The following is a 21,581-nucleotide window of genomic DNA, read 5'->3' as shown; positions in this document are numbered from 1 at the left end:
CTGTCAGAAACTTTCCTGAAACCGCTAATCTCTTTACTATTCGCTCTGATTAATTGTACTGCTCAATAACGAGTGGTTAAAGCCAGATAGTATTTTACTGAGGTTCTGAATGACAGAAGGCCTGACACAAGCCATCGGTTCTCAACAAAAGACTGATTCAATCGTTGCGAAGCCTGTTTCCAGGCTGTTCAGTGTTGCCCCCATGATGGACTGGACTGACAGGCACTGTCGTTATTTTCATCGTCTGCTCAGTGAGCATTCCCTGCTTTATACTGAGATGGTGACTACTGGTGCTCTGGTGTTCGGTGACAAGGAACGTTTTCTTCGTCACTCTCCCGAGGAGTATCCTCTGGCACTTCAGTTAGGTGGTAATGACCCGGAGCATTTGGCCTTATCCGCTCGTTATGGCGAGCAGGCTGGCTATCAGGAAGTGAACCTGAACGTTGGTTGCCCAAGTGACAGGGTTCAAAATGGTCGTATTGGTGCCTGTCTGATGGCGGAGCCGGAAACGGTTGCTAATGCTGTGAAGGCAATGAAAGACAGTGTTTCGATACCTGTCACGGTCAAGCATCGAATTGGTATTGACGGTCGTGAATCTTACGAAGAGCTGGTGGACTTTGTCGGCACTGTTGCTGAAGCGGGTTGCGAAACGTTTATTGTTCATGCGCGTATTGCCATTCTTCAGGGATTATCGCCGAAAGAAAACCGCGATGTACCACCGCTGAAACCGGAAGTGGTTTACCAGTTGAAGAAGGATTTTCCGGGTCTTGAAGTTACCATCAACGGCGGCATAAAAAGCTTTGATGATATTAGCCAGCATCTTCAGCATCTAGATGGCGTTATGCTGGGTCGTGAGGCGTACCATAATCCTTACTTGTTAGCGGAAGTGGATAACCGTTTGTACGGTTCTGAAAAGCCACTGCCTGAGCGCAGAGCCATCATTGAACAAATGCTGCCGTATATGGAAAAAGAACTGTCCTCAGGGGCGTATCTCAGCCATATCACTCGTCATTTGCTGGGGCTGTATCAAGGAGAGCCCGGCGCGCGCAGATTCCGTCGCTATATCAGTGAGAATGCCCACAAGAAAGGTGCAGGGCTCGAAGTATTGATGAAAGCGGTTGAAGAAGTGGAAGCAGTTCGTCTGCAGGTTAAGGAAAACTTCATCAAAGATTGATTGAAGGCATTTTGACTGGTTGCAGAGCGGTCAGCTTTCCTGACGGCTCTGAACTTCTTCCAGCTGGGAAACCAGTTCACCAAAGGCTTTCTGGTTTTCTTCATTCATGCTCATTAGCACTTTATGGGCATCAATAACCCGCTGAGCTTGCGCTGTCTGTTCATCCGCCGAATCACAGCCAATGCTGTTAAGCGCCAGATTGAGATTCTCAAGACCTTCCAGCTGTTCAACAATATTGAAAACAGAATCAAACCCCATGCTCATCAGGATGCGGGTGATGTCTTCGTGTGTGGAGATAATGACAGGAGTCAGCCCAAATTGCTTTTTAGCCTGAATCGAGAGCCTTGCCAGTAAACCGAGCGATGTACTGTCGATAGTTTCTGTTGCTGAAAGGTCAATGATCACTGACTTGAAGCCAGGTTCGGAGAACATTCGATCAAGAAACAACTCAAGACTGGAGCAAAGGTTCAAACGCACTTCGCCTGAGAGTTTCAGGACATAAGTGCCTTCGTTTTCAGCGTACTGTAATTTTCCTGGATTCATGCTCAACTTCGAGCCAGTATCAGCATGGCAACGTCGTCCGGGGTTTCCTTAATCTTATGCAAACCCAGTTTTTCGGTCAGTGCTGAAACGTTGTCGGCTCCCTCTCTGATGACAGACAACAAATAGTCTTCCTTCTCCTGAAGTGTCTGCTGTGGCAGTACCTCCAGAATACCGTCGGACAGGATAGTCAAGGTGAATTGCTTGGGCAAGTCTATTGTAACGTCCTGAAAGCTGGCATCCTCAAAAAGGCCTACAGGCAGACCACGACCTTCAATGCAGCTGGTTTTTTCCGGCGTGCTGATGATAGGGAGAGGATAGTGACCACCAAAGGCATAGGTCAGAGTTTCATCCCGGGTATCAATAACACCGCCAAAAACTACAATATGTTTTCCCAGACCGGCTTCCAGTAAACTTCGATTGATAAAGCTCAGTACGTGCGAGGGTTTGACTTTGGCTCGGCCACCATGGGACTGGTACTCACGCAATAATTGCATGGACATATGTTTCAGTAACACAGTGACAAAGGCTGACGATGCGCCATGGCCGGAAACATCGGCCAGGTAAAAAGCGAAGCTGTGCTCATTCAATTCAAAGTAATCAACAAAGTCACCGCTCAGATAGAGCGACGGGATAATGTTGTGATCGACTTTGAAGTTTTCAAAACACAGTGGCTCCTGAGGAAGCATCCGCATCTGAACCTGACGGCCGGCTTTTTGATCTTCTTTAAGCAGGTGCAGGTTGTTTTCCAGAGATTTAATCGCTTCCTCAAGGCTTTCTCTGTACCGTCGATTTTCAACGGTCAACTGAGCGCTCTCAAGGGCACGATTGATCGCATACTCAAGAACTTCCAGATCAACGATTGGTTTGATGATGTAATCATTGGCACCAAGCCTTAGGGCTTCGACTACATCAGCCATAACCCCGGCACCCGATACGACAATAAAAGGTGTATCCAGCGACAATTCCCGAACATTGCGCAATACGGCAAGGCCGTCCATACGAGGCATTCGCAGATCGCACAGAATAAGGTCGGGCGATATCTCTGAGTAGGTTGCCAGCCCCTGCTCACCATTCTCAGCCTGTATCACTCTGAAACCACTGTCCTCGAGATAGGCCACGATGCTCTCTCTGACAATAGTGTCATCATCAATGACCAGAATGGTATTGCTGGCCAGACTCATATGAGAACCTCTCGGCTGACAGGATACATAGGCGTTTGCTCAGAGTGTGCTTCAGGAAAAGGTATAGTTAACATCGCATATTATTTGAAACATACTCTCAAGCCGATACTGCCGCAAGCAGTACCGGCAAGAGTTTGAGTTAGAAACCGTCGCCAGGCAGCTCACCGGTAATCATGTATTCACGGCGCTGCAGGTAGGCATCGCGAATAAAACTGTAACGATCACCTACAACAAGCTCTTCAGAGCCTAGCAGATTAGCGCGGAGATTGACGAGATCAATGCCTTTGGCGATGTACTTGTCCTTATCCGGAGAAATGTAACCCTGAGGATCAAGGTATGAGTCAGGGTAGAGACCAAGGCCTGAACGAAGCGTTTTAGGGCCGAAAATCGGCAGTACAACGTAAGGGCCTGAAGGTGCACCCCAGTTAGCCAGAGTCAGACCAAAGTCCTCATACTTTTCTTCCAACCCAATCGGTGTTGCAACATCCACCATACCCAGCATGCCAACGGTTGAATTCAAACCAAAGCGACCAATCGCGGTTGCTGTTTCACCCAGTTTGAACTGCAGCAGTGAGTTAGCTGCGTTACGGATTTCGCCAAGGTTGTTGAAAAAGTTGGCCACCAGGTTCTGTACCGGTTTCGGTGTTACCTTGTCATAGCCTTTAGCCAGAGGCTTAAGGGCATAGCTGTCGATGACATCATTAAACCTGAATACTGCCCGGTTGGCTCCTTCCCATGGGTCGTCATAGGAAACGACTTGCGCATGGCCGACACTGATCATGCCGCAGGATAATAGAATTGCTAAGAAAGTATTTTTCATTTTGCCAGATTTGGAAGTAGTAGATGTTTTGGCCACAGCATGTCCCTCTTCGTCCCTGATTTAACTGCCTGAGTCCAGAATGTGACGCCAATTGGGTCACATAAGCTAAATGCATTGGCTTTTTCTGGCTATGAGTATTTCACGGAATTATCTCACTGTCCGTAAAATAAAGTAAAAGCTTATGACGTTATATGAACCCGAAAGGGTTTATATGAGTGCTCTTCAGGTCGATATCGGCAGAATCGGCTGTTTAAAAAATGCTCTGGTGTGTGGTCAATGTTTGTGCGACTATGAGTCACGTCACGCTCAGGAGGAAACATGGATAGAAATCTTGAAGTTGGCAGTAAAAGCGATCACACATCGCCTGAAGACAGGCAAGCCCATATTCAGATGCTGAGAGCAGCTTATCTGGAAGGGAGTTTAACCGTCGACAGCAGTCGGCTGGCTGATAAAATGCTGAAGTTTGAGCAGGCTGTTGAAGAAGTCTTACCTAAACAATAGATTAATCAACTGTTTAGGACGATGTAAATATACTCAATAACCTTCAGACAGTATTGGCAAAAATCACTTCATTATATAGAATGCAAATAAGTCAGCGACGCTTTGTTAAAAAGCAGACAGATCGCTGGCTTTTCTTATGCTCCCGTAGCTCAGCTGGATAGAGCAATCGCCTCCTAAGCGATAGGCCAGTGGTTCGAATCCACTCGGGAGCGCCAGTCATACCAAGCCTCGCACTACTTCTAACACTCTCTGTACTTAGCTTACTGTACTTATGAGTGTACTCATGCCTTCATATCAACAACAAAAGTCTGGAAACTGGAAAGCCATAATAAGGAAGAAAGGATACCCGACTCAGAATAAAACCTTCACTACAAAAGCAGAGGCTATTTATTGGGCTGAGAAGGTAGAAGCTTTAATAGTCGATGCAGTAGAAGGGACGGTCTCCGAGAAGCTACCTGAAGGCCAAGACTACCCTTTCCCTGAGTTATTCCTTCTTTATATAGGTTCCATCCAGAGCAGACTGAAGAGGCCAGATAAAGAAGAAGGTTATATCCGCAGACTTTTACCCTACCTGAAGAACAGAACCCTCCTAACCTTATCCCCTATTGATTTAGAAGTAATAAGAGATACCAGACTTAAGAAGCTGACAGGAACTACTGTCAGAAAAGACCTTCTATTTATATCAAGAGTTTATACATTCGCAATTAAGACACTGAAGGTTACAGTTGATAACCCTATTAAGAGTCTGCACCTACCATCAGAGAACCTACCTAGAGACAGAACGGCTACAAAGGGTGAGTTAAACCTTCTACTTGCTAACGCTCCTGATAGGATGAAACCAATCTTTGAACTTGCTGTTTATACCAGTATGAGAAGGTCTGAACTTGTGGCTCTTAATTGGGACTGGATAGACCTTAATAGACGTATAATTACCCTTCCTGATTCAAAGACCGGACAGCGTGTAGTACCTCTCTCTGAGGCTGCTGTACAGCTCCTGTCTGCCCTTCCTATGAGACCTGCCACTGTCGTATTCCCTGTTACTCCTGATGCTGTGACAAAGGCTTTCTCAAGAGCTAAGAAGAGAGCAGGGCTAAGGGATATTCGATTCCACGACCTGAGGCATACGGCTATTACTCATTATGCAAATAAAGGCTTGACGGCTCCACAGCTACAGGTGATTTCTGGTCATAAAACACTCTCTCAACTGAACCGCTATTGTAACCTCAAGGCGGCTGATGTCCTCTGTCTGATGGATTAGTGATGGATTAGGACTACTGTACCGATAGAGCGCTCTGTTGGCTCTGTATGGAGGTCTTGGGTAAGGTCTCAGCAGAGCTGAGAGAGTAGTTCCTTTAGTGGTCGTGAGCCTTGTCGATGCGGAGGTGATAAGGTTGCACTATTGAAGTGAGATGCAGTAGGAGGGTAGTCGGTCACTGATCAACTGAATAAGGCTCTATTCTTGCTGCTCCCTTGATACCTCTTTGACCAGCTATACAGTATTCAAGCCCTTCTACTGGCTTTGCTCTGCAAAGACAACTATTGCATCGTATAGGCTTTAGCCATAGAGCGCTCTGTCTACGACAGTAATCATATATTGAACTTCTTCTATCTTCCTTCTTCCTTCTCTGGAGAGAAGTCAGAGAGTAGTAGCCTTAAATCCCTTGGAAAGAGTATTGGTAAAAGTATTGGTAAAAGTATTGGTATGTTTATCAATATTGAATAGACCCTCTTATTAATTTTAATAACACCCCCTTATTAATATTGAATAGACCCCCTTATTAATATTGATAACACCCCTTATATTGATCGAAATTCAACCAACTTCTGCTAAATGCCTAAAAATGTCTAGCATGCTAGACAGATATTTCTGATCCCTTCTGAATAAACCCACCCTATAGATATACAGCTTCCTCAAGGCTGACCTTTTAACCAAACAACTTTATCTGAATAACTCTTCCTGACTGCCTTCCAAGTATGTGCTTGGTTTGGGCTTGAGAAGGATGAGGCTTATCAGAGAGGAGTTATTCAAATGGAGTTCACATACCATGCTAAATCTCAAAGGAGTAAAGAACGCAGAGGGTAAGAAGACCACTCTGACCCAGAAGTATTCAAGGGAAGCGTTACTTAAGCTCAAAGGTGGTCAAGCCTTCTCTGTCTGGTTCGTAATGGCAGATGACTTTCTGTTTATGTCGATGCACGACGGCAAGACAGTACTGAAGCATTACCAGCCTACAGCCGGAACTCTGGCGGAGAAGACCGGATTAGGTGTTCAGGCAGTGAGAAGAGCTATCAAGGCACTGAAGGAAGCAGGGTTAATTACTACTGTCTCCAGCAAGAAAGGCTTTGCTGACTACTTGTACGTAGAGACTGGTAATGATCTCAGAAAGTTCTTCCCATCTCTTGCTACTTCAGAGTCAGTAGCAGAGCAAGTACCGGAGCAAGAAGCTTCAGGCTGCACCTCGCTGACCCTTAACACTGCACCTACTGCATCTCCTACTTACCACCCTTCAGGATTAGACCCAGACGCTGAGTTCTAGGCTGAGTCTTAATAGGACAATATATGCCCACTCTATTACAGCTACAGGACGATACAGCAGAGGCGATCAGAGCACTCCTTGAAGCCCGATTACAGGGCGAGCTGAGCAAGGCAGGCAATCATAGTCCTACTGTCGTTCAAGCGCTTCTGAGCGCCTATAGCAGGCAGTATGAGACAGTACTGGCTAGTCTGTCCCTTTCGTCTTGGGGTAAGGCTCACCCGATAGCCCCTGAATTGGGGAGGGAATTATCTATTGTGGTAGACAAGCCAATATTTGAACCCCTTGCAGGACTAGGGCTGGAATAAACCCATACTATAGATACACATAAAGCGGATTGAATTCCTAGCTGACTGTATCGAATAGAGCAGGCGCTTAAAATTGAGCGCCTAGTACAACCCGTCAGGAGCAAGATTTCTTGCGCCTAGCAAATCAGTTTTAAAGCCGTTTCAGGCTACTTCTCTGCTGCCTTACCCAAGGCATACATCAAACCATAACGCTTCATCAGAAAGCTTATTCAGCTTGCCATTACGGGTAGTTTCCTCGTTATGGGCTTGTAATGGATGGGTCTTGCTGAGTGAGCTTTTTAATGAGGGAAACTCATAATGAATACTACTACTGAAACACTCACAGACTCAGAAGTACAAGCTGAATACAGCAAGATTCAAGAGCTTCACAAGGTAGAAGTCAAGCTCGGCTTTGATAGCTCAGGTTGGATTGATCTACGTTGTATCGCTGCTGACACTGGCAGGTTGCACAAAGATTTGATGAAGAGAGTTCGGTCTCGCTTCCAAGCTGTTGATTTCTGGAACCCTGAAGATGAAATAGGTGGGCGAAAAAATGCGCCCACCTCAACTAGGCCATACAAAGTCTTCTCTGAAGAGTACGAGACAAGTCAGGGTGACCTAAGACCTACTTACTCCCTGAACAAAGCAGCTTGTTATTATCTCTTGATGGGTATGACAGGCAAGAAGACAGAAGCGATACACGATGCCTATGTTCAAGCATTCGAGGCTATGGATACTCTGCTCAAGCGTATCAGTGAAGCTCAGCTCAGTAGCTTACAATCTCAAATGCAAACTGCTGGTACTAATATGAAGCTGGCTCAGAAAGAGCTGGTAGACATTTACTCAGACTGCTGTATCAGAGATGTGTATATGTCTCATGCTCGTAATGCTGCATTCAAGACAGCTTACCCTGTTCAGAAGGACTTCTTTGCTCTTCTTCGACACATCAAATGGATTGGCCTGAAGAACAAGCCTATTCAATCTGCGGTGCAGAAAGGATATGTAAGAGCTACTTCTGTTGAGAAGAGAGGTAAGAACGGGAAGTCTTATACACAACAGAATACCTACATTACTTCAGAAGGTCAGGAGTACTTGTCTTTCAGAGTTCAGAAGATGATCGAACTGAAGCCAGAGGTAGTTAAGCTTCTGGAGAGAGATAAGAAGACCAAAGGATGGTCACAGGAAAGGATTGATGCCTTTACTGATATGGGGATTATCTGACCCTCGTCGCTCAGTTAGTACCTCGTTCACCATCCCTTTTACTACCGCATCGTAAAGAACTTGCCTTTAGTCATGCAAGTCTCCAAGTCCTGAGTACTGACTTCAAACTACTCACTTCAACTACTCCCTACTACCTACAAAACCCCGATAGGAGAACCTATATGGTTACAAGCACTAATGGAGGATATGACCTCCAAGAGAAGTTACGTAATGGAATCAAGATCACAGGTCAAGACCGTTACCAAAGTACAAAGACTCCACAGCAAGAAGCAGAAGCCCTGAGCTTGTTCATGCCTAATGAGTTGAAAGGTTCCTCAGTCGAAGGAATTCAAGCTAATGCAGATGCCCTGTCTCGTATGGGAAGTGGCAGCCTGTCCGGTGGTGTGAAGAAGTATCAGAAGGAGCAGTACCGATGAGCAAGCAAATTACAGTACAACCAGTGAAGCCTAAGATTGAGCACAGCTTCAACCAGCTTGGTCTAGATGCACTAAGAGGGAACCTTAATTCCTACTTTGATCAGTTTGCTTGTAATCACATGGATTCTGAAGACATGGAGTCTCTTTCTAACTCTCTGTCCAAGATCAACTCTGCTGTACAGGCTGACTACAAAGCTCTGGTTAAGTACGAGAAAGACTTAGCAGCTTTCCAGAAGTGGGAAGAGAGCGAGGCCAAGCGTATTCAAGCTGAGTTACTGGCAGAAGAGCAAGCCGCTGAAGCTGCTGAAGATGCAAGAATCTCCGGTCTGTCTGATATGGCTCTGACTGTTGAAACACTTGAGACACCTAAGGGTACAAGTCTCTACAGCAAACTTCTTACAGCTATGAAAGGGAGAGTCAAGTAATGACAGCCAAAGGTTATACATTCAACAAGCGTTCAGGCCGGTTCAAGGCTCAAGCTCGATGCAATGGTAAGACAGTTCATATCGGTTACTTCGATACAGCAGAAGAAGCCTCAGTTGCATACTTAGCTTTCAAGGAGAATCAGGCATGACATTTGGTGTTAATCAAGATATGTACAAGGGTACGACCTGCCTGCAAGAAGAGAAGACTAAGTACTGGTCTCCTTCTCAAGACCATAAAGGGCGAGTGCCTTGCTCTCTCGGTGCAGGAGATGTAACACGCTGCTACATTGGTCTGAACTGTAAGCAGGTAGAAGAAGATGGCCGTATGTACTTTGTCCCTCTTGACTACAAGGAAGGTGCAGAGTGAGAGAAGTCCAAGTACAAGGAGGTGATACCTTAGCGGGTATTGCTTCCAGAGCTGGCACTACTGTGTCTAAGCTTCAGTCTCTGAATGGTATCCGTAACCCTAAGCTGATTGCTGAAGGTCAAACTATTAAGCTCCCTGTCAATAAGGAGGTGCAGAATGTCTCTGAAGAAACAGCTTAAGAAGTGCAATCTTCTAGCTCCCTACCTTGAAGGATCAGAGTTTAGTGTCACGAACTCAGGGTGTATTACTGCTGGTACTTGCTCTTGGTCTGTAGACACGTTCATTGATGGTCAGGCTGCTGCTCGCTTGGGTGTACCAGATAACATGCTGCATCAGTTCAACCTGATTGAAGCAGAAGGCATCAGTCGTAAGGCTGGCAAAGCTACTACTCATCATCCATTTGGAGATGCAAGTACACAAACCACAGCCCGTACAAAGGGACACTACACAACCTCACAAGGAGACTTTCTATAATGGCATACTCTAATCTTATCGGCGATATCCCTACCAAAGCAGTAGAAGCGGTAGCACTGGCTATTCCGTTCCCTACTGTAACAGTCGCTAACTTGGCAGACGTAGGCCACCCTATTAACAACCCTGAGAAGTCAGGTAAGAAGCTTGGTGCTTGTGCTATCACTGAGACAGGTGTTCTGTACGTAAGCACTGGTGCTCTTGCTGCATCTCCTTGGAAGGTTGTTACTACTACTGAAGTGACTCCTGCCTAATGGATATCAGTACTCTGACAGTAGTAGAGTTAGTAGCTTACTTACAGCTCCTGCAACGGCTTATTCTCGATGCCAGTTCTGACTCTTCAGTGATGGATGTACTATTGGTCAAGCAGGCCGCTCTTAAGGCAGAAGCACAGACCCGAGCATTGGTACTGGTATAGAAAGATAGGGGCTACAGCAGCCCCTGAGGTACTCTGATTCCTACAGGAGTCAAGAACCAATCAACGACCAGCCAGAGAAAGGCGGCATCTGTCTCTTCACCTTCTGTACTAATTCCCTCTCTTCCCTTCAATTCACTACTCAGGCTCCAATAGGGCGCTCTCAGTCGTCTATCAGACTCAGGCTACCCGATTGCACAGGTCTGTTGTAACGACCACAGGGAGGCACTCGATCCCGTAGGGATGATTAACCGCTTTTGCAGTGCAGAGTAGGGAGCAGCAGTCAGTAGCGCCACGGTCTCAAGCTGGAAGAAGAAAGCAGTTCGCCCAATGATTAACAGTCTTGTAATCTCTCTGTCTTTGAGGTGCAAGAGGCAGTACAAGCTCTATCGGTCATCGACTAATTCCCTAGCCTTCTTGGTTAGGGTTCTTTTTCTAAGTACAGAACCTAAGTACATACTCAGAAATAACTTGGAAAATATTCTTCAACTTTGATGTCAGATTCAAATACTTGATTCGGATTGTGTTAGGTATTCCCCCTATATACCAAAGTGCCCTGCCCCGTACGGGTACTTGCTAGGCTGGTGCTGAACTTGTGAGAGAGGGAGGGCTTTTGTAGGTGGAAATAATTACATCATGCTATAGAGAGAACAGGGTATCCTGTAGGGTTATTTGTCTAGGATACTAGATACTTTATTCTATCTTGGTAGTCTATCCGATAGGTGGGTACAGTCACTCGTACCTATCTTAACTACTACTCAGCTACTGAAGGTGGGCACGTCTGCTATGAAGTGGGGCTTGTGCTCTTGAGCGTAGCGAAAACCATGTATGTGATACATGGAAAAACTCCCAAATTAGGGAATAACTAGCAGTTAGAAGTAGAAGCTATAAGTCAGTATTAGTATAATAAGTACTCCCAAGCAATCTTTAAGATTCACGGAATTACAAGACTATGACTTTTAAATACTCAGCTCCTGCTCTGGATTCTTTTACTCTGTTGTTAGATTCAGAGAAGATACAAATCAAAGACAAGAGATTAACCTGTAAAGCTGTCACTGCTTACATTGATACTGACACAGGACATCTTGACTTAGATGATATAGAGAACCCAAGACAGAACCCTACTATTAAGCACTCGCATGGTAGCTTCAGTACTTACTATAAGATGACTGCTGTCAGGCATGGCAGTACAGGCACAAGAGATTATCTGACACTGACAGTTAACTCTAAGCACTTAGGTAGCAAGTACCTTGAAGGGTTGCAGCACTCAAACATCAAAGACGCTTACGACCTGATACAGGAAGAGGGTATATTCTCTTGCTCCTTCTCTGACTTCTTATCTGGTCTGGTATGGGATGTTGATATAAAGAGAGACTTCTACACAGACAAGCCTTATGCAGCATTGATTAAACAGCTTAAGAAGATGCCTAAGCCAGAGTACAGAAAGCTTGCAAAGGCTCATCAGCAGAAGACTAACCAAGGCTTTCAGGTATCAAGAAGAGATACAGCAGCTTATCCAATGCTCAAGACATATAACAAAGAGCTTGAGCTACTACATAACTCTTCTGACTTTGCATCTGAATACTTGAAAGAAGTTAAGGTAGAGTATCCATACAGAACAGAGGTTACATTACGCCGTAAGTCTCAAATGAAGAAGTACGGTTTACTCTCTGAAGATCAGAATAACTCTCTCGGCATCGTGCTTAAGGCTGCACCTGAGAGGGGAGTAGCTATTATAAGCAAGCTGAGAGATCAGTACTTAATTAAGGAAGTGCCTGCTATGTCTGAAGATAAGAAGGCTATAGATGAGAAGCTAGATAAGCTTGAGAAAGAGCGATACAAGATAGGCCGTACAGTTAAGCTCTGTGTCAGGCTTGATATGTCCTTAGAAGAGACAGTAGAAGAAGTCATAGAGACTCATCAGCCTAGCAAGAACTACCTAGCAAGATTCAAACGTATTGCTTCTGAGTGCTGGGATGACTACAACGATATTCTTATCTCTGAAGCTATAAGAGTTGTGTCTACTCCTTTTGAAGGTGAGCAGTAAGACTATGAAGAGGTTGATTAAGCCCTTGCTATTTACTGTGTTTGGACTCTTCTTACTCTGTTGTGTAGCTGTTGTCTATGTGCTTGGTACTCTTGCTGGAGGCTTTGCTGAAGGTGGTGGTATGATGGCTGTAGACTGCAAGAAAGAGCTTGTACAAGAAGGCACATATAGTAATGACTGCGAGCAGTTCATAGAAGATGCAGAGGTGAACAGTGACACTTAAGAAGGTTGTTAAGTCTTTGCTCATTGCTCTTACTTTAGCTGTATTATGTGTTCTTGTGTACCTTGGTTACGTAGGGTATGTAGCGTTTGGTTATATAATGGATGGCGCTCTGTAGTAACGGATAACAATAAATAGAATTATGGAAATCATTATAGCTGTTGCAATCTTGCTGGGCTGGCTCTATCTCTTGGGTTTAGACAAAGAAGGGAGAGAGTCAGACCTGATACTTGCTGGTATCTTTATCCCTCCATTAGGAGGCTTAATAGGGCTGTACTACATACTCAGAAGATTCTTTTAATGATAGGGAGCTAAGTGCTCCCTTTCTTATGCTTGTCTGAAGCTTGCACTACCTTAAATCCAATCCCTGATTTCTAATCTGTACTTGAGTGTACTTACTGTACTTGCCTGTACATGCACCTTTGATAGAATAGGCTCTGGAGCAGAGAGAAGTTAGCAGTAGCAGCCTCCTAAGCGATAGGCCAGTGGTTCGAATCCACTCGGGAGCGCCAGTTTCTAGTGTTATTTATTACATGTCTCCATTACTTTTCTTTCATTCAAGCCAATAATTTTGAACACTTCTCTTTGTGTTATATGCGAAGCAAAACTTCGCAACATTGCGCACTGCTGACGGTTGCTTGGTTTTTCAATATGCGTTGCGAATAGTCGTGCGGTATCCAGCTTTGAACTTTCAAAATCAAGATGCCTGATAATAGTCAAAAAGGTGTCGAAGCGAAGCTTGTCAGTTGAGCTGTTCAGAAAACTCTTAAGAATAGAGATCTTATCGATGTCAAACTGCCTGCTGTTCATACGCTCAAGAAGAACACTGTCCGGGCTTTTGCGAGTAGCCCAAAAATGGCTCTCGGTATAATCACTGTTCAATGCAGATAAAGGGATTGCGTAACTGCAGGTAAGCAGTAAACAAAAAACGATATTTATTCTTTTTATGAGTTTCATTGTATAAGCCCTTCAATACGTTGAATGCATTGACTGCCCCTGGCCAGATAGGATGATTTTTAAAGAAGGGGAGGGAACTTGCAACGCCAACACTCAGACAATATTAGTGTTCCTGGTCAGCGTTGCAGTTTAATGGGCTTGAGGAATTAGCTATCAGAGTCTTTTATACTGTGGAAATGAGTTAGCACTTTATGCATCTCCTGAATTTTAATTAAGATCTGCTTTATCTTATTCTGCTGGTTTTGCTCTTCCATGATCTTCAGGCTCTGAATCTCGTCGTTCAATTCGATAAGGTAAGGAAGAAAGCGGTTTGCTTCTACGGTAAATTCGCTGTCTTTTTGAAAGATAGCTGAAAACTTACCTTTATCTTCACCCTGAAGTACTTCCAGTTGCTCATCGGCATTCATGGCGAGCGGGTAAAGCTCTTTTAGTGCTTCAACCAGTCGGGCCTGAATTTGTTCTATGTTTGCTGCTTGTGACATTTATCGATACTCAAAAATGAGCCTATTATACGGATTCTGATCAGGAAGAGAGTAGTTGTTTGATGTGTATACTCCGTGAAAATGATCAGTTAATCGCTGAAATTAGTTCAGCGCCTTGTTTTGGTTCAGGGATTGATAGAACTTTTCCAGTTCTTCCAGATCACACGTACCTGCAAGCAGTGTGATATGTTCGCTGTAATCTTCAAGTTTATGAAGCTGGCAATAGTCAGCCAGTGATGTCAGAGATTCTATGTCCCCCGTTTCAATGGCTTTCTTAATTTCAGATCGCATGTAATCTACATGTTGCGGTGCAGCTGGTTTCAGCTGTGTACTTCTATGCGATGCTTCGTTGTGAGTGAGACACTCAAGATCCAGTTGTTTGGAAAGCAGCTGTAAAAGGTGGTTGAGGCGAAAAGGTTTGGACAGTGAGCCATTGAATCCATGTTTTGATAGTTGACTGGTAAAGTCAGCCCCGGTACTGGCAGTAACAGCAATAACAGGCAGTAATTGCAGAGAAGGGTGTTGTCGAATGCGTGCAATAACTTCGAAGCCATCCATTTTTGGCATTCGGATGTCTAATAACACCAGATCTATAGACTGTTTTTCAAGTATTTCGAGTGCCTCTACACCATTACTGGCCTCAACAGTATTGAAGCCGGAGTCCTCAACAATATCTCTTAAAAGGTCCCGATTAATTTTTATGTCATCAACAATTAGAACGGTAAAAACGACGCCCTCTGGAATTACCAGTTCAACATTGTCGTTGGACAGTTGTTGTTCGTTTTTCAGAGCGATGGTTTGAACTATGGGAATGTGGAAACTAAATTGACTGCCGTTTCCAGGTTTACTGCTTACCTTAAGATCATCCCCTAGCGCTCTGACAAGACTTCTGCTGATGGCCAGCCCAAGGCCTGTTCCACCACGCTTCAAGCCTGCGTCCAATTGTTGAAAGGGATCGAAAATGGTTTCTATATTATCAGGCTCAATGCCTATACCAGTGTCTGATACCGAGAAATGAATCTGGTTCCTGGATAGTCTGGCAGACAGTTTTATAGAGCCCGTCTCTGTGTATTTGATAGCATTTCCCAGCAGGTTGGTCAGTACCTGTCTGAGTTTTACTTCATCGGCTTCAAGCCATTCAGGCAGACTGGGGTCAATCGCAGAAATAAGCTTCAGAGACTTATTTTCAGCCTTAGGTGCAAAGAGAAGGTATTGCTCTTCGAACAGATTTTTAATACTGAAGGGAACAGGGTGAAGATTGACCCCCTGACTTTCTATTTTAGTTAGATCGAGAATGTCGTTAATCAGTGTCAGAAGGCTTTGACCACAGCGTTCAAGAATGGCCAGTTTTTGTTGTTGTTCCTGATTAAGCCCTTTCGATCGTTGCAGTACCTGAGCATAACCAATCACGCCGTTAAGCGGGGTTCTCAGTTCATGGCTCATGCACGAAAGAAATAGGCTTTTTGAACGGCTTGCTTTCACTGCCTCATCGTGGGCAGTAAGGAGATCTTTTTCTATTTGCTTGCGTTCGCTGATGTCCCGAAGAACCACCGATACTAAAACACCTTCCCGGGTCACCAGAGGGTTGCTGGTCAGCTCTGCGGGGAAAGGTGCGCCAGCAAGAGCGATAGCTCTGGCCTCATGCTGGGAGAGGCTGCAGGCATGCCAGTTTTTGTTGTGAAGTGCTTTAAGCAGAGGGTGAGAGTCTCTGTCCTGTGACGGGATGATCAGTGCGAGCGGCATGTTCAATAAATGCTCCCGCTTAGCTTTGAACAGGGAAAGTGCTCTTGAATTTGCCATGGCAATGATGCCATCCGGATTAATTATAATCATGGCATCAGGCGCAGAATTTAACAGGGCTTTGAACTTCTCGGTATCAGTGACACGTTCAGTAACGTCATTGGCAAGACCTTCAATCACTCCGGGCTGACTACCTTGTTCAAAGTAACTCCAGAAAATTTCCAGTGTTTTGATAGACCCGTCTGGATGATGAATGTCGACTTCAAAAGCATCAGTTTGACCACCTTGAACAATAGTCTGAAAAGATCGGTTGAATCGTGAGTGATCCTGAGGGGTATTCAGTATCGTCGTGAATGAGCGCGACAGGTCATCAGATTCAAAGCCTGTGATGGCCTGAGCGGAAGGGCTGATATAAACAGCATCCTTATTTTTGTTGAGTTGAAAGTAAAAATAACTGCCCTGCATTCCCTGCACGATGTGACCCATATTATTGGCTCTTGCGACCTGCAGTTCCTGATTCCTGTTATCCAGCCATTGCGTTAATTTAATGAACGAGCGGCTGAGGGAATCTGTTTCATCATTACTTGCGGCTTCTGGTAAGGCGAGAAGCTGGTGGCCATGAATAAACTGATCCATACAATCTTTAAGTTGAATCAGTGGTTGAATAATTCTTTTTGATGAATACCAGATGCCGGCAAGTATAAGCAGCAGAGATATCAACATAATGACGATATCCATCAGAGCCAGTTCAAGAATTCCTTTTAATGCATGTTGTCTGCTGACTGATGTATATAACCACCATTTCACGGAGCTGACGGGCGCACCAAAAAACCAGTACTCTTTCTGGTACTGTGGGTTTGGCAGCCAGATACGAGAATTATAAGGCTTGTCATTCTCTAAAAGTTGGGGAATATTCTTCCCGAAGTCGTCTACGCCATAAACATCACCGGTTTCTTTCAGGTTGATGTGGCCATGGCGGTTCGCCTGCACACTGTCACTGTATAAATAGTCACCATTGTTATCGACCATATTGAACTTCCACATGTTCAGTGTGATGCCATGGCCGGAGTAGAGCGATGGATCGATGATTGACAGTATCAATTGGCGGATATCAAGATCGAGTTTGAGCAGGTGTTGACTGTTACTGGCAGGTAAAAAGTAACTTATCAGGCGTTTTCCCGATTTTGGGTCCTTGTATAAAGATGTCCAGAAACTGCCTTCCAGGTAGATGGAACGCCAGCTCGATTTATAAGTGATATTCGGAACGCTTTCTTCCTGACAGCGGCTAAATACCCCAGAGTGGTTTTGGGCACAAATAGAGCCATGGGTTGGGTTGTGAATGTTAATCCAGCTAATACTGACCAGATAAGGGCTTATATCGAGGAAGTTAGCCAGCAGTGAAAAATGATCGGTTTCATTCGCCTTCCCCAGCAGCTTCAATCTGGCTTCGGCAGAAGATTGGATATTTCTGACATTGACATTGATGGTCTGAGCAAAGTGGACCACCGTGTTTTGCATTTGGGTTTCAATTTCTTTTGATGAACTCTCAAAACTTAAATAAATATGTATTGCACTCAGTAAGTTATAAAAGAGCGTAATGGGTACAACCGTAAACAGTATGATTTTTTTTCGAATACTAGGCTTTACCACGCGTAGCCCCAGCCAGAATGTTCAGAACAGGAGTTATGATAGTCAAGGCTTAATAGCTTGGCTGATTAGTTTATGTTTGAGTTTTTATTTATATATCCAGCGATAATCAGAAGCAGCCAGGAAACCATTTCAGTTGTCGCTATTCCATTTTTACTTTCAGGTGGGACAAATGTTTGTTTTTGAAACTCTCTCGGTATCTGATAACCAGTGAATGAGCGCGATAGCAGTTTTTGTAGATTGTCTTCTGTCATCGACTGGGAATAACTGGAGCCATCGGATGACTCCTGGCTGCTTTGTCTGCTGAAAGACATTTGAAAAGTTCTTTTACGGTTGTGAGTGATCAGTTGAGGGTTGTGTATTGGTATTAAACTGATTTGTTCTTGTGGTATCAAAGGCTGCCAGTGAGTCCCTAGTTGGTAATGCTGTCCGCCTTGCTGGGCTGCGTTCTGGTTAATCCAGCCATGAAACAGGCTAAAGATTGTAGGGTTGTTGACTGATTCAAGGATGGTTTCAATGTTGTCATGGACATGTTCAGTGACCTGAGGAGGAATAAATCCTGCTGCTGGTTGAAATTCCATGTGTATAGCGGTGATTGGGGTGTGAGGTGTTTCAGTGGCGACATTAACCATTTGAATAGCGGCAGGTAGGCCGGCTGTTGCAAGCATCGGGAGAACAATAAACTGCAGCATATCCTGATCAGCCCAGCTGGCAGTCCCTGTAATCTGTTGAGGCAGTAACCACTGCTGAAGGTTAGCAGCGAGTTGTGCTGTGATGTTTTCAGGAGGATGATTGATCCAGAACAGTCCTACCCCAAGAAAAAACAGTGCAGGCGTAATTGCAAAGTCAGGTTGGAGCCATTCATCTGTAAGAGAGTCGAGAAGATCCGTAGTGACGGCAAAATCGAGTGGCACTGGGTTTGAAGGAGCTGTGAACATGAACTCTTCATTACCAAAGAGAGTGTTCAGTGCATTTGCTATCGCCATACTGAGACCCGGTGATAAATGTTCTTGTTCTATGAGTTGCTGGAGCATGTCGATCAGTTCTGAATCGGTGTTACAGCTCTGAAGTTGATCCAGAAGTTCTGTAGGAGTGAAATGTATTAATTGGATTCTGTTCTGACAGATTTGGTCAATCATTACTATGATAGTTTCTCTCAAATTGGCCACATGGATTTGCTTGAGATGAGCCAGATAACCTTTAAGACGCTCTATTCCCTGGGGGGATTGCAAGGCAACGAAAATAATATTGCGCATGAGTGCGCGAGCTATATCCCTGTCCATATGCCTAAAGAAACCTTCTGAAAGAACTTCTCTCAGTTGCCGCAGAATATACGCTATTAAACGACGGTTATAATCAGGATTAAGTGAGATCAGATAGCTCAAACTATTGTATAGACATAGGTTATCAGGGCAGGAGGGTCCTAATAGAGCACCACCATTCTGGAGCACTCCAATTGCTGCGTTTTCTATTTCAGGAAGAGGTGGCGATGTGGAGTCAGGCTCGGTTCCAGCACTGACAGGTAGCTGAGGTGTTTTATCCTCTGGATCCAGTTTGATTCGTTTCGCTAGAGACGGTTTGATAGGTTCATTGCTCTCGACTAACTGCTGCTGTGTGGTTGAGTCAGGGGTATCAAATTCTATTGGTGATGGAAAAGAAAGTGTAATTCTGTTTTTTTTTCGTATGGGTAATTCATCTTGATCAGTCGCAGAACTGAGTGAGTGTTTCCCATCTGCAAGACTGGCTGAAGAGACTCTTTTGTTAGTAGGAGGTTTTGGGGGTTTTAACCAGAACCAATAGTCCTGATTTTGAGGTTTGCCTGTTCCAGTTAAACTGGGAGAACAGGGGGTAGCAAAAACCCGTGCTACAAAATCAACCGCTTGCTTATCCTGAATAATACGGTTCAATCTGTCTAAAGAAATTACTTCCTGGTTAACGACTATGTGTTCATTGATTTTTTTTGTCGTCAGCAGAGTAATTCGGGGATTGTTAGCAAGTTGAAGGGCTAATGATTGGGTCAGATCAATAATAATCAACGGCTTTTCGTTAGAAGTTACCAGCCCGCGAGAATTAGGGAATGCAGCTTTGATCGCCTGAATGACGGTATCTCTGCCTACATAAGAAGGGAAATCCGTTTTGGCATTGGGGTTAATCAAAACCAGTATTTGAGAGAGCTCCTTTGCTGAATAAGCTCGTTCCTGAAGGTGTAACGGAACTGAGCCTAGAGGAAGGTGCTTCTGAGGATACTCATTGCTGACTTTATTTTGTATATCACTCCAGTTACATGCTTTTAATTTGGCATAGGCATCCGTGAAACTGACAGGTTCATTATTTTGTGCCTTAAGAAAAGGTATTCCAAAGAACTCCAAGGCTTCGTTGATAGAATCTTTATGAGGCCTGTAGCGCACATCGGTTATAGACAGTAGCTCACTTTCAGATGTCGGAGAGGTTAATTGAATTTTGCTGTCATGTGCCGGTAAGATCATGACTTTATCTTTTTGAGGAGGCCTGGCAGCAAGAGCATGGTTGGGCACAGTACTCACAAACGTTGAATCAACTCTGTCTGCTGAAGAGGAGGCGCACTCTTCTTGAACCATTTCATCTTTAAGGATATCAGTGATCAAGATTTCGAGTTCCTCCTTGAAAGCAGTGTCTTCAATGTTGTCGAGGAATTCTCTGGCCCTGTTTAGTCTTAGAGTATGGGTTTGCTCGTTTTTTATTTCTGGATTAAAGCTGGCAAGTTTGAGACTGAGCTCTCTCATTCTTGTGCTGAAACGTGATTGGGCAATGTCTAGCCAGGGAGTTGTTTTTAACTTGAGCAAAGAGGCGCTGATCTCTGTGGATGCAACTTCTTCCGGGAGAATGAAGGCTGTAGATACGTACCAGCTGAGAAGGTCTTTTATTTGCTTCCACTTCGAATACTCTGCAATGGCTTGCCACAAATTCTGCTGGACCTCTCTAAAAAGGGCACGGGTCCTGACGTGTTGCGAAAATGGCGGTGGGAGTTCCTGAGTATTTACTTCCTGCCAATAAAGGGAAACTTGCTGGCGGATTTTCTGCCTATATTCTGGTACTACTTGATCGATCCAGCTCTGGATATCAAGCTCTTCTATCAGTCCTGAGTCCGTCTGAAAAATATGAGTAAAAGCTGACTGTTGGCCTTTGTATATATGAGTTAAAAGCCCATTAATCAAGGTTTCCTGTTCGCTTCTTGATGCCACTTTCTGATCGATAAATGCCTGAATGTTTTTATTTTCAAGCATATTTGGCAAGTTGGCTTCATCATATTCATATCCTGCCGCTATGAAGTCACTGATAAGTTGCTTTATTTCAAGGTCGAAGTCGTTGTGTAAATGGGTTAACCACTGATCCCTCAGCATCAAGAGCAGCTCGTTGCTGTCCTTCCCGGTAAGTGATCCTGAATGGTTCATTTTCTTGAAGTACCAATGCAAAAGCCTCAACAAACCAGCTCGGTGTGACAGTTGATCGTTACTGACAATGCTTGCTATTTGTTCTCTTAACCGCTGTTGATCTTCTGCATGATCCTTATTCAGGAATGCATCGTATATCCGGGCTTCCAAAAGAGCTTTTAGTTCTTTTTCATGGTAAAAAGACACCACTCTGAGCCACCAGTCCTGTTGAGAGTCTACAGGGGTGAAGTCGTTCAACTCATATTCGTCTGGTGCTATTGTGCTGGCCATCCCCAGAACGTAGTAATGGAGCCTGAGGTTTAAATTTTTTCTTCGACTGTTTTCTCTGTAAGCCAGAACGGTTTCCAGGTTCAGGTCCTCAAGGTTGAAGAATAGTTTTTTATAATCCAGTCCTGGATTCTCCTGGCCGGAATCCTCACCATTCTTAAACCTCTGGAAACGTCTATTCAGTTCTGAACCATGGGCTGTCCATAAGCTGTAAATGACATGTTTAGACCGCTCGATCAGCAGCACAAGTTCGTCTTCACTTTGGTCACTGGCGTGGTAAGCGATGTTAGCAAGTGCTTTAGTAGCCAGTTTCTGGGCATTTGCCCAGCTACGAATACCTCTTTGATAATCCTCAAAAGGAGTTTGGCCCAAAAGTGTCATAAACAGTTTGCTGTGTGGACCGCCATCAAATAACAGGTTTCCAAACAGAGCCAG

General features: G+C 44.6%; 23 protein-coding genes and 1 tRNA gene. 17 read left to right on the top strand and 7 right to left on the bottom strand.

What is annotated here, in order from left to right; all coding sequences use genetic code 11:
• Positions 1-109: 109 nt before the first annotated feature.
• A complete protein-coding gene (dusA, locus tag EOPP23_RS16945; RefSeq protein WP_153767160.1) occupies positions 110-1,174 on the top strand; it encodes a tRNA dihydrouridine(20/20a) synthase DusA in 1,065 nt (354 codons plus the stop codon).
• Positions 1,175-1,204: 30 nt separating this feature from the next.
• Here dusA and EOPP23_RS16940 read toward each other — a convergent pair whose 3' ends face one another.
• The 3 genes from EOPP23_RS16940 to EOPP23_RS16930 form a co-directional block, all read right to left on the bottom strand.
• The gene (locus EOPP23_RS16940) at positions 1,205-1,717 is read right to left on the bottom strand and encodes an STAS domain-containing protein (RefSeq protein WP_153767159.1); all 513 of its coding nucleotides are present in this window, start codon (positions 1,715-1,717) and stop codon (positions 1,205-1,207) included.
• Between the two features lie 2 nt (positions 1,718-1,719).
• A complete protein-coding gene (locus EOPP23_RS16935; RefSeq protein WP_153767158.1) occupies positions 1,720-2,898 on the bottom strand; it encodes a response regulator in 1,179 nt (392 codons plus the stop codon).
• A 139-nt stretch (positions 2,899-3,037) separates the two neighbouring features.
• A complete protein-coding gene (locus EOPP23_RS16930; protein ID WP_370514796.1) occupies positions 3,038-3,754 on the bottom strand; it encodes a VacJ family lipoprotein in 717 nt (238 codons plus the stop codon).
• Between the two features lie 282 nt (positions 3,755-4,036).
• Between EOPP23_RS16930 and EOPP23_RS16925 the strand changes: the two genes are divergently transcribed.
• From EOPP23_RS16925 to EOPP23_RS16850, 16 genes are all read left to right on the top strand, one after another.
• Positions 4,037-4,219 carry a flagellar biosynthesis anti-sigma factor FlgM gene (locus EOPP23_RS16925; protein ID WP_153767157.1) on the top strand — a complete coding sequence of 61 codons (183 nt, stop codon included), beginning with the start codon at positions 4,037-4,039 and terminating at the stop codon, positions 4,217-4,219.
• Positions 4,220-4,357: 138 nt separating this feature from the next.
• A tRNA-Arg gene (locus EOPP23_RS16920) sits at positions 4,358-4,434 on the top strand.
• A 68-nt stretch (positions 4,435-4,502) separates the two neighbouring features.
• Positions 4,503-5,477, top strand: coding sequence for a site-specific integrase (locus EOPP23_RS16915; RefSeq protein ID WP_194842650.1), 975 nt, complete (start codon positions 4,503-4,505; stop codon positions 5,475-5,477).
• 787 nt (positions 5,478-6,264) lie between these two features.
• The gene (locus tag EOPP23_RS16910; RefSeq protein ID WP_194842649.1) at positions 6,265-6,756 is read left to right on the top strand and encodes a helix-turn-helix domain-containing protein; all 492 of its coding nucleotides are present in this window, start codon (positions 6,265-6,267) and stop codon (positions 6,754-6,756) included.
• Between the two features lie 23 nt (positions 6,757-6,779).
• Entirely contained in the window at positions 6,780-7,061 is a 282-nt protein-coding gene (locus EOPP23_RS16905; protein WP_153767154.1) for a hypothetical protein, read from the top strand.
• A 297-nt stretch (positions 7,062-7,358) separates the two neighbouring features.
• Entirely contained in the window at positions 7,359-8,261 is a 903-nt protein-coding gene (locus EOPP23_RS16900) for a Rha family transcriptional regulator (RefSeq protein WP_153767153.1), read from the top strand.
• Between the two features lie 161 nt (positions 8,262-8,422).
• Entirely contained in the window at positions 8,423-8,677 is a 255-nt protein-coding gene (locus EOPP23_RS16895) for a hypothetical protein (RefSeq protein ID WP_153767152.1), read from the top strand.
• Positions 8,674-9,102 carry a hypothetical protein gene (locus EOPP23_RS16890; RefSeq protein WP_153767151.1) on the top strand — a complete coding sequence of 143 codons (429 nt, stop codon included), beginning with the start codon at positions 8,674-8,676 and terminating at the stop codon, positions 9,100-9,102. Before EOPP23_RS16895 ends, EOPP23_RS16890 begins: the two co-directional genes overlap by 4 nt.
• On the top strand, positions 9,102-9,251 hold the full coding sequence (locus EOPP23_RS16885) for an AP2 domain-containing protein (RefSeq protein WP_153767150.1): 150 nt from the start codon (positions 9,102-9,104) through the stop codon (positions 9,249-9,251). The genes EOPP23_RS16890 and EOPP23_RS16885 overlap by 1 nt, the downstream gene beginning before the upstream one ends.
• On the top strand, positions 9,248-9,469 hold the full coding sequence (locus EOPP23_RS16880) for a hypothetical protein (protein WP_153767149.1): 222 nt from the start codon (positions 9,248-9,250) through the stop codon (positions 9,467-9,469). The genes EOPP23_RS16885 and EOPP23_RS16880 overlap by 4 nt, the downstream gene beginning before the upstream one ends.
• Positions 9,466-9,648 (top strand): LysM domain-containing protein, encoded by a 183-nt coding sequence (locus tag EOPP23_RS16875; RefSeq protein ID WP_370514794.1) that lies wholly within the window; start codon positions 9,466-9,468, stop codon positions 9,646-9,648. The genes EOPP23_RS16880 and EOPP23_RS16875 overlap by 4 nt, the downstream gene beginning before the upstream one ends.
• Positions 9,626-9,943, top strand: a complete 318-nt coding sequence (locus tag EOPP23_RS16870; RefSeq protein WP_153767148.1) for a hypothetical protein — start codon at positions 9,626-9,628, stop codon at positions 9,941-9,943. Before EOPP23_RS16875 ends, EOPP23_RS16870 begins: the two co-directional genes overlap by 23 nt.
• Positions 9,943-10,194, top strand: a complete 252-nt coding sequence (locus tag EOPP23_RS16865) for a hypothetical protein (protein ID WP_153767147.1) — start codon at positions 9,943-9,945, stop codon at positions 10,192-10,194. Before EOPP23_RS16870 ends, EOPP23_RS16865 begins: the two co-directional genes overlap by 1 nt.
• Positions 10,194-10,358 (top strand): hypothetical protein, encoded by a 165-nt coding sequence (locus tag EOPP23_RS16860; RefSeq protein ID WP_153767146.1) that lies wholly within the window; start codon positions 10,194-10,196, stop codon positions 10,356-10,358. Before EOPP23_RS16865 ends, EOPP23_RS16860 begins: the two co-directional genes overlap by 1 nt.
• A 949-nt stretch (positions 10,359-11,307) precedes the next feature.
• Positions 11,308-12,402: a hypothetical protein gene (locus tag EOPP23_RS16855; protein WP_153767145.1), complete on the top strand. Its 1,095-nt coding sequence runs from the start codon at positions 11,308-11,310 to the stop codon at positions 12,400-12,402.
• A gap of 4 nt (positions 12,403-12,406) precedes the next feature.
• A complete protein-coding gene (locus EOPP23_RS16850) occupies positions 12,407-12,625 on the top strand; it encodes a hypothetical protein (protein ID WP_153767144.1) in 219 nt (72 codons plus the stop codon).
• A 519-nt stretch (positions 12,626-13,144) separates the two neighbouring features.
• Here the strand turns inward: EOPP23_RS16850 and EOPP23_RS16845 are convergent.
• The 4 genes from EOPP23_RS16845 to EOPP23_RS16830 form a co-directional block, all read right to left on the bottom strand.
• On the bottom strand, positions 13,145-13,579 hold the full coding sequence (locus tag EOPP23_RS16845; RefSeq protein ID WP_153767143.1) for a hypothetical protein: 435 nt from the start codon (positions 13,577-13,579) through the stop codon (positions 13,145-13,147).
• A 146-nt stretch (positions 13,580-13,725) separates the two neighbouring features.
• Positions 13,726-14,061, bottom strand: coding sequence for a hypothetical protein (locus EOPP23_RS16840; protein WP_153767142.1), 336 nt, complete (start codon positions 14,059-14,061; stop codon positions 13,726-13,728).
• 102 nt (positions 14,062-14,163) lie between these two features.
• Positions 14,164-17,319 (bottom strand): PAS domain-containing hybrid sensor histidine kinase/response regulator, encoded by a 3,156-nt coding sequence (locus EOPP23_RS16835; RefSeq protein WP_153767141.1) that lies wholly within the window; start codon positions 17,317-17,319, stop codon positions 14,164-14,166.
• Positions 17,320-17,516: 197 nt separating this feature from the next.
• A complete protein-coding gene (locus EOPP23_RS16830; RefSeq protein ID WP_153767140.1) occupies positions 17,517-21,068 on the bottom strand; it encodes a hypothetical protein in 3,552 nt (1,183 codons plus the stop codon).
• Positions 21,069-21,581: the final 513 nt, after the last annotated feature.

Origin of the sequence: Endozoicomonas sp. OPT23 (assembly GCF_009653635.1) — a bacterium.
GTDB lineage: Bacteria > Pseudomonadota > Gammaproteobacteria > Pseudomonadales > Endozoicomonadaceae > Endozoicomonas_A.
Note: the sequence above shows the minus strand (reverse complement) of the source record. Positions and strands in the feature narration are given on the sequence as shown.

Excerpts from the sequence above, each read along its gene's own strand:
- EOPP23_RS16870 (WP_153767148.1), top strand. The coding sequence starts at position 9,626 with ATGTCTCTGAAGAAACAGCTTAAGAAGTGCAATCTTCTAGCTCCCTAC.
- EOPP23_RS16890 (WP_153767151.1), top strand. The coding sequence starts at position 8,674 with ATGAGCAAGCAAATTACAGTACAACCAGTGAAGCCTAAGATTGAGCAC.
- EOPP23_RS16905 (WP_153767154.1), top strand. The coding sequence starts at position 6,780 with ATGCCCACTCTATTACAGCTACAGGACGATACAGCAGAGGCGATCAGA.
- EOPP23_RS16940 (WP_153767159.1), bottom strand. The coding sequence starts at position 1,717 with ATGAATCCAGGAAAATTACAGTACGCTGAAAACGAAGGCACTTATGTC.
- EOPP23_RS16860 (WP_153767146.1), top strand. The coding sequence starts at position 10,194 with ATGGATATCAGTACTCTGACAGTAGTAGAGTTAGTAGCTTACTTACAG.
- EOPP23_RS16855 (WP_153767145.1), top strand. The coding sequence starts at position 11,308 with ATGACTTTTAAATACTCAGCTCCTGCTCTGGATTCTTTTACTCTGTTG.
- EOPP23_RS16935 (WP_153767158.1), bottom strand. The coding sequence starts at position 2,898 with ATGAGTCTGGCCAGCAATACCATTCTGGTCATTGATGATGACACTATT.
- EOPP23_RS16845 (WP_153767143.1), bottom strand. The coding sequence starts at position 13,579 with ATGAAACTCATAAAAAGAATAAATATCGTTTTTTGTTTACTGCTTACC.
- EOPP23_RS16925 (WP_153767157.1), top strand. The coding sequence starts at position 4,037 with ATGGATAGAAATCTTGAAGTTGGCAGTAAAAGCGATCACACATCGCCT.
- EOPP23_RS16850 (WP_153767144.1), top strand. The coding sequence starts at position 12,407 with ATGAAGAGGTTGATTAAGCCCTTGCTATTTACTGTGTTTGGACTCTTC.
- EOPP23_RS16880 (WP_153767149.1), top strand. The coding sequence starts at position 9,248 with ATGACATTTGGTGTTAATCAAGATATGTACAAGGGTACGACCTGCCTG.
- EOPP23_RS16885 (WP_153767150.1), top strand. The coding sequence starts at position 9,102 with ATGACAGCCAAAGGTTATACATTCAACAAGCGTTCAGGCCGGTTCAAG.
- dusA (WP_153767160.1), top strand. The coding sequence starts at position 110 with ATGACAGAAGGCCTGACACAAGCCATCGGTTCTCAACAAAAGACTGAT.
- EOPP23_RS16895 (WP_153767152.1), top strand. The coding sequence starts at position 8,423 with ATGGTTACAAGCACTAATGGAGGATATGACCTCCAAGAGAAGTTACGT.
- EOPP23_RS16910 (WP_194842649.1), top strand. The coding sequence starts at position 6,265 with ATGCTAAATCTCAAAGGAGTAAAGAACGCAGAGGGTAAGAAGACCACT.
- EOPP23_RS16915 (WP_194842650.1), top strand. The coding sequence starts at position 4,503 with ATGCCTTCATATCAACAACAAAAGTCTGGAAACTGGAAAGCCATAATA.
- EOPP23_RS16865 (WP_153767147.1), top strand. The coding sequence starts at position 9,943 with ATGGCATACTCTAATCTTATCGGCGATATCCCTACCAAAGCAGTAGAA.
- EOPP23_RS16900 (WP_153767153.1), top strand. The coding sequence starts at position 7,359 with ATGAATACTACTACTGAAACACTCACAGACTCAGAAGTACAAGCTGAA.
- EOPP23_RS16835 (WP_153767141.1), bottom strand. The coding sequence starts at position 17,319 with ATGCAAAACACGGTGGTCCACTTTGCTCAGACCATCAATGTCAATGTC.
- EOPP23_RS16840 (WP_153767142.1), bottom strand. The coding sequence starts at position 14,061 with ATGTCACAAGCAGCAAACATAGAACAAATTCAGGCCCGACTGGTTGAA.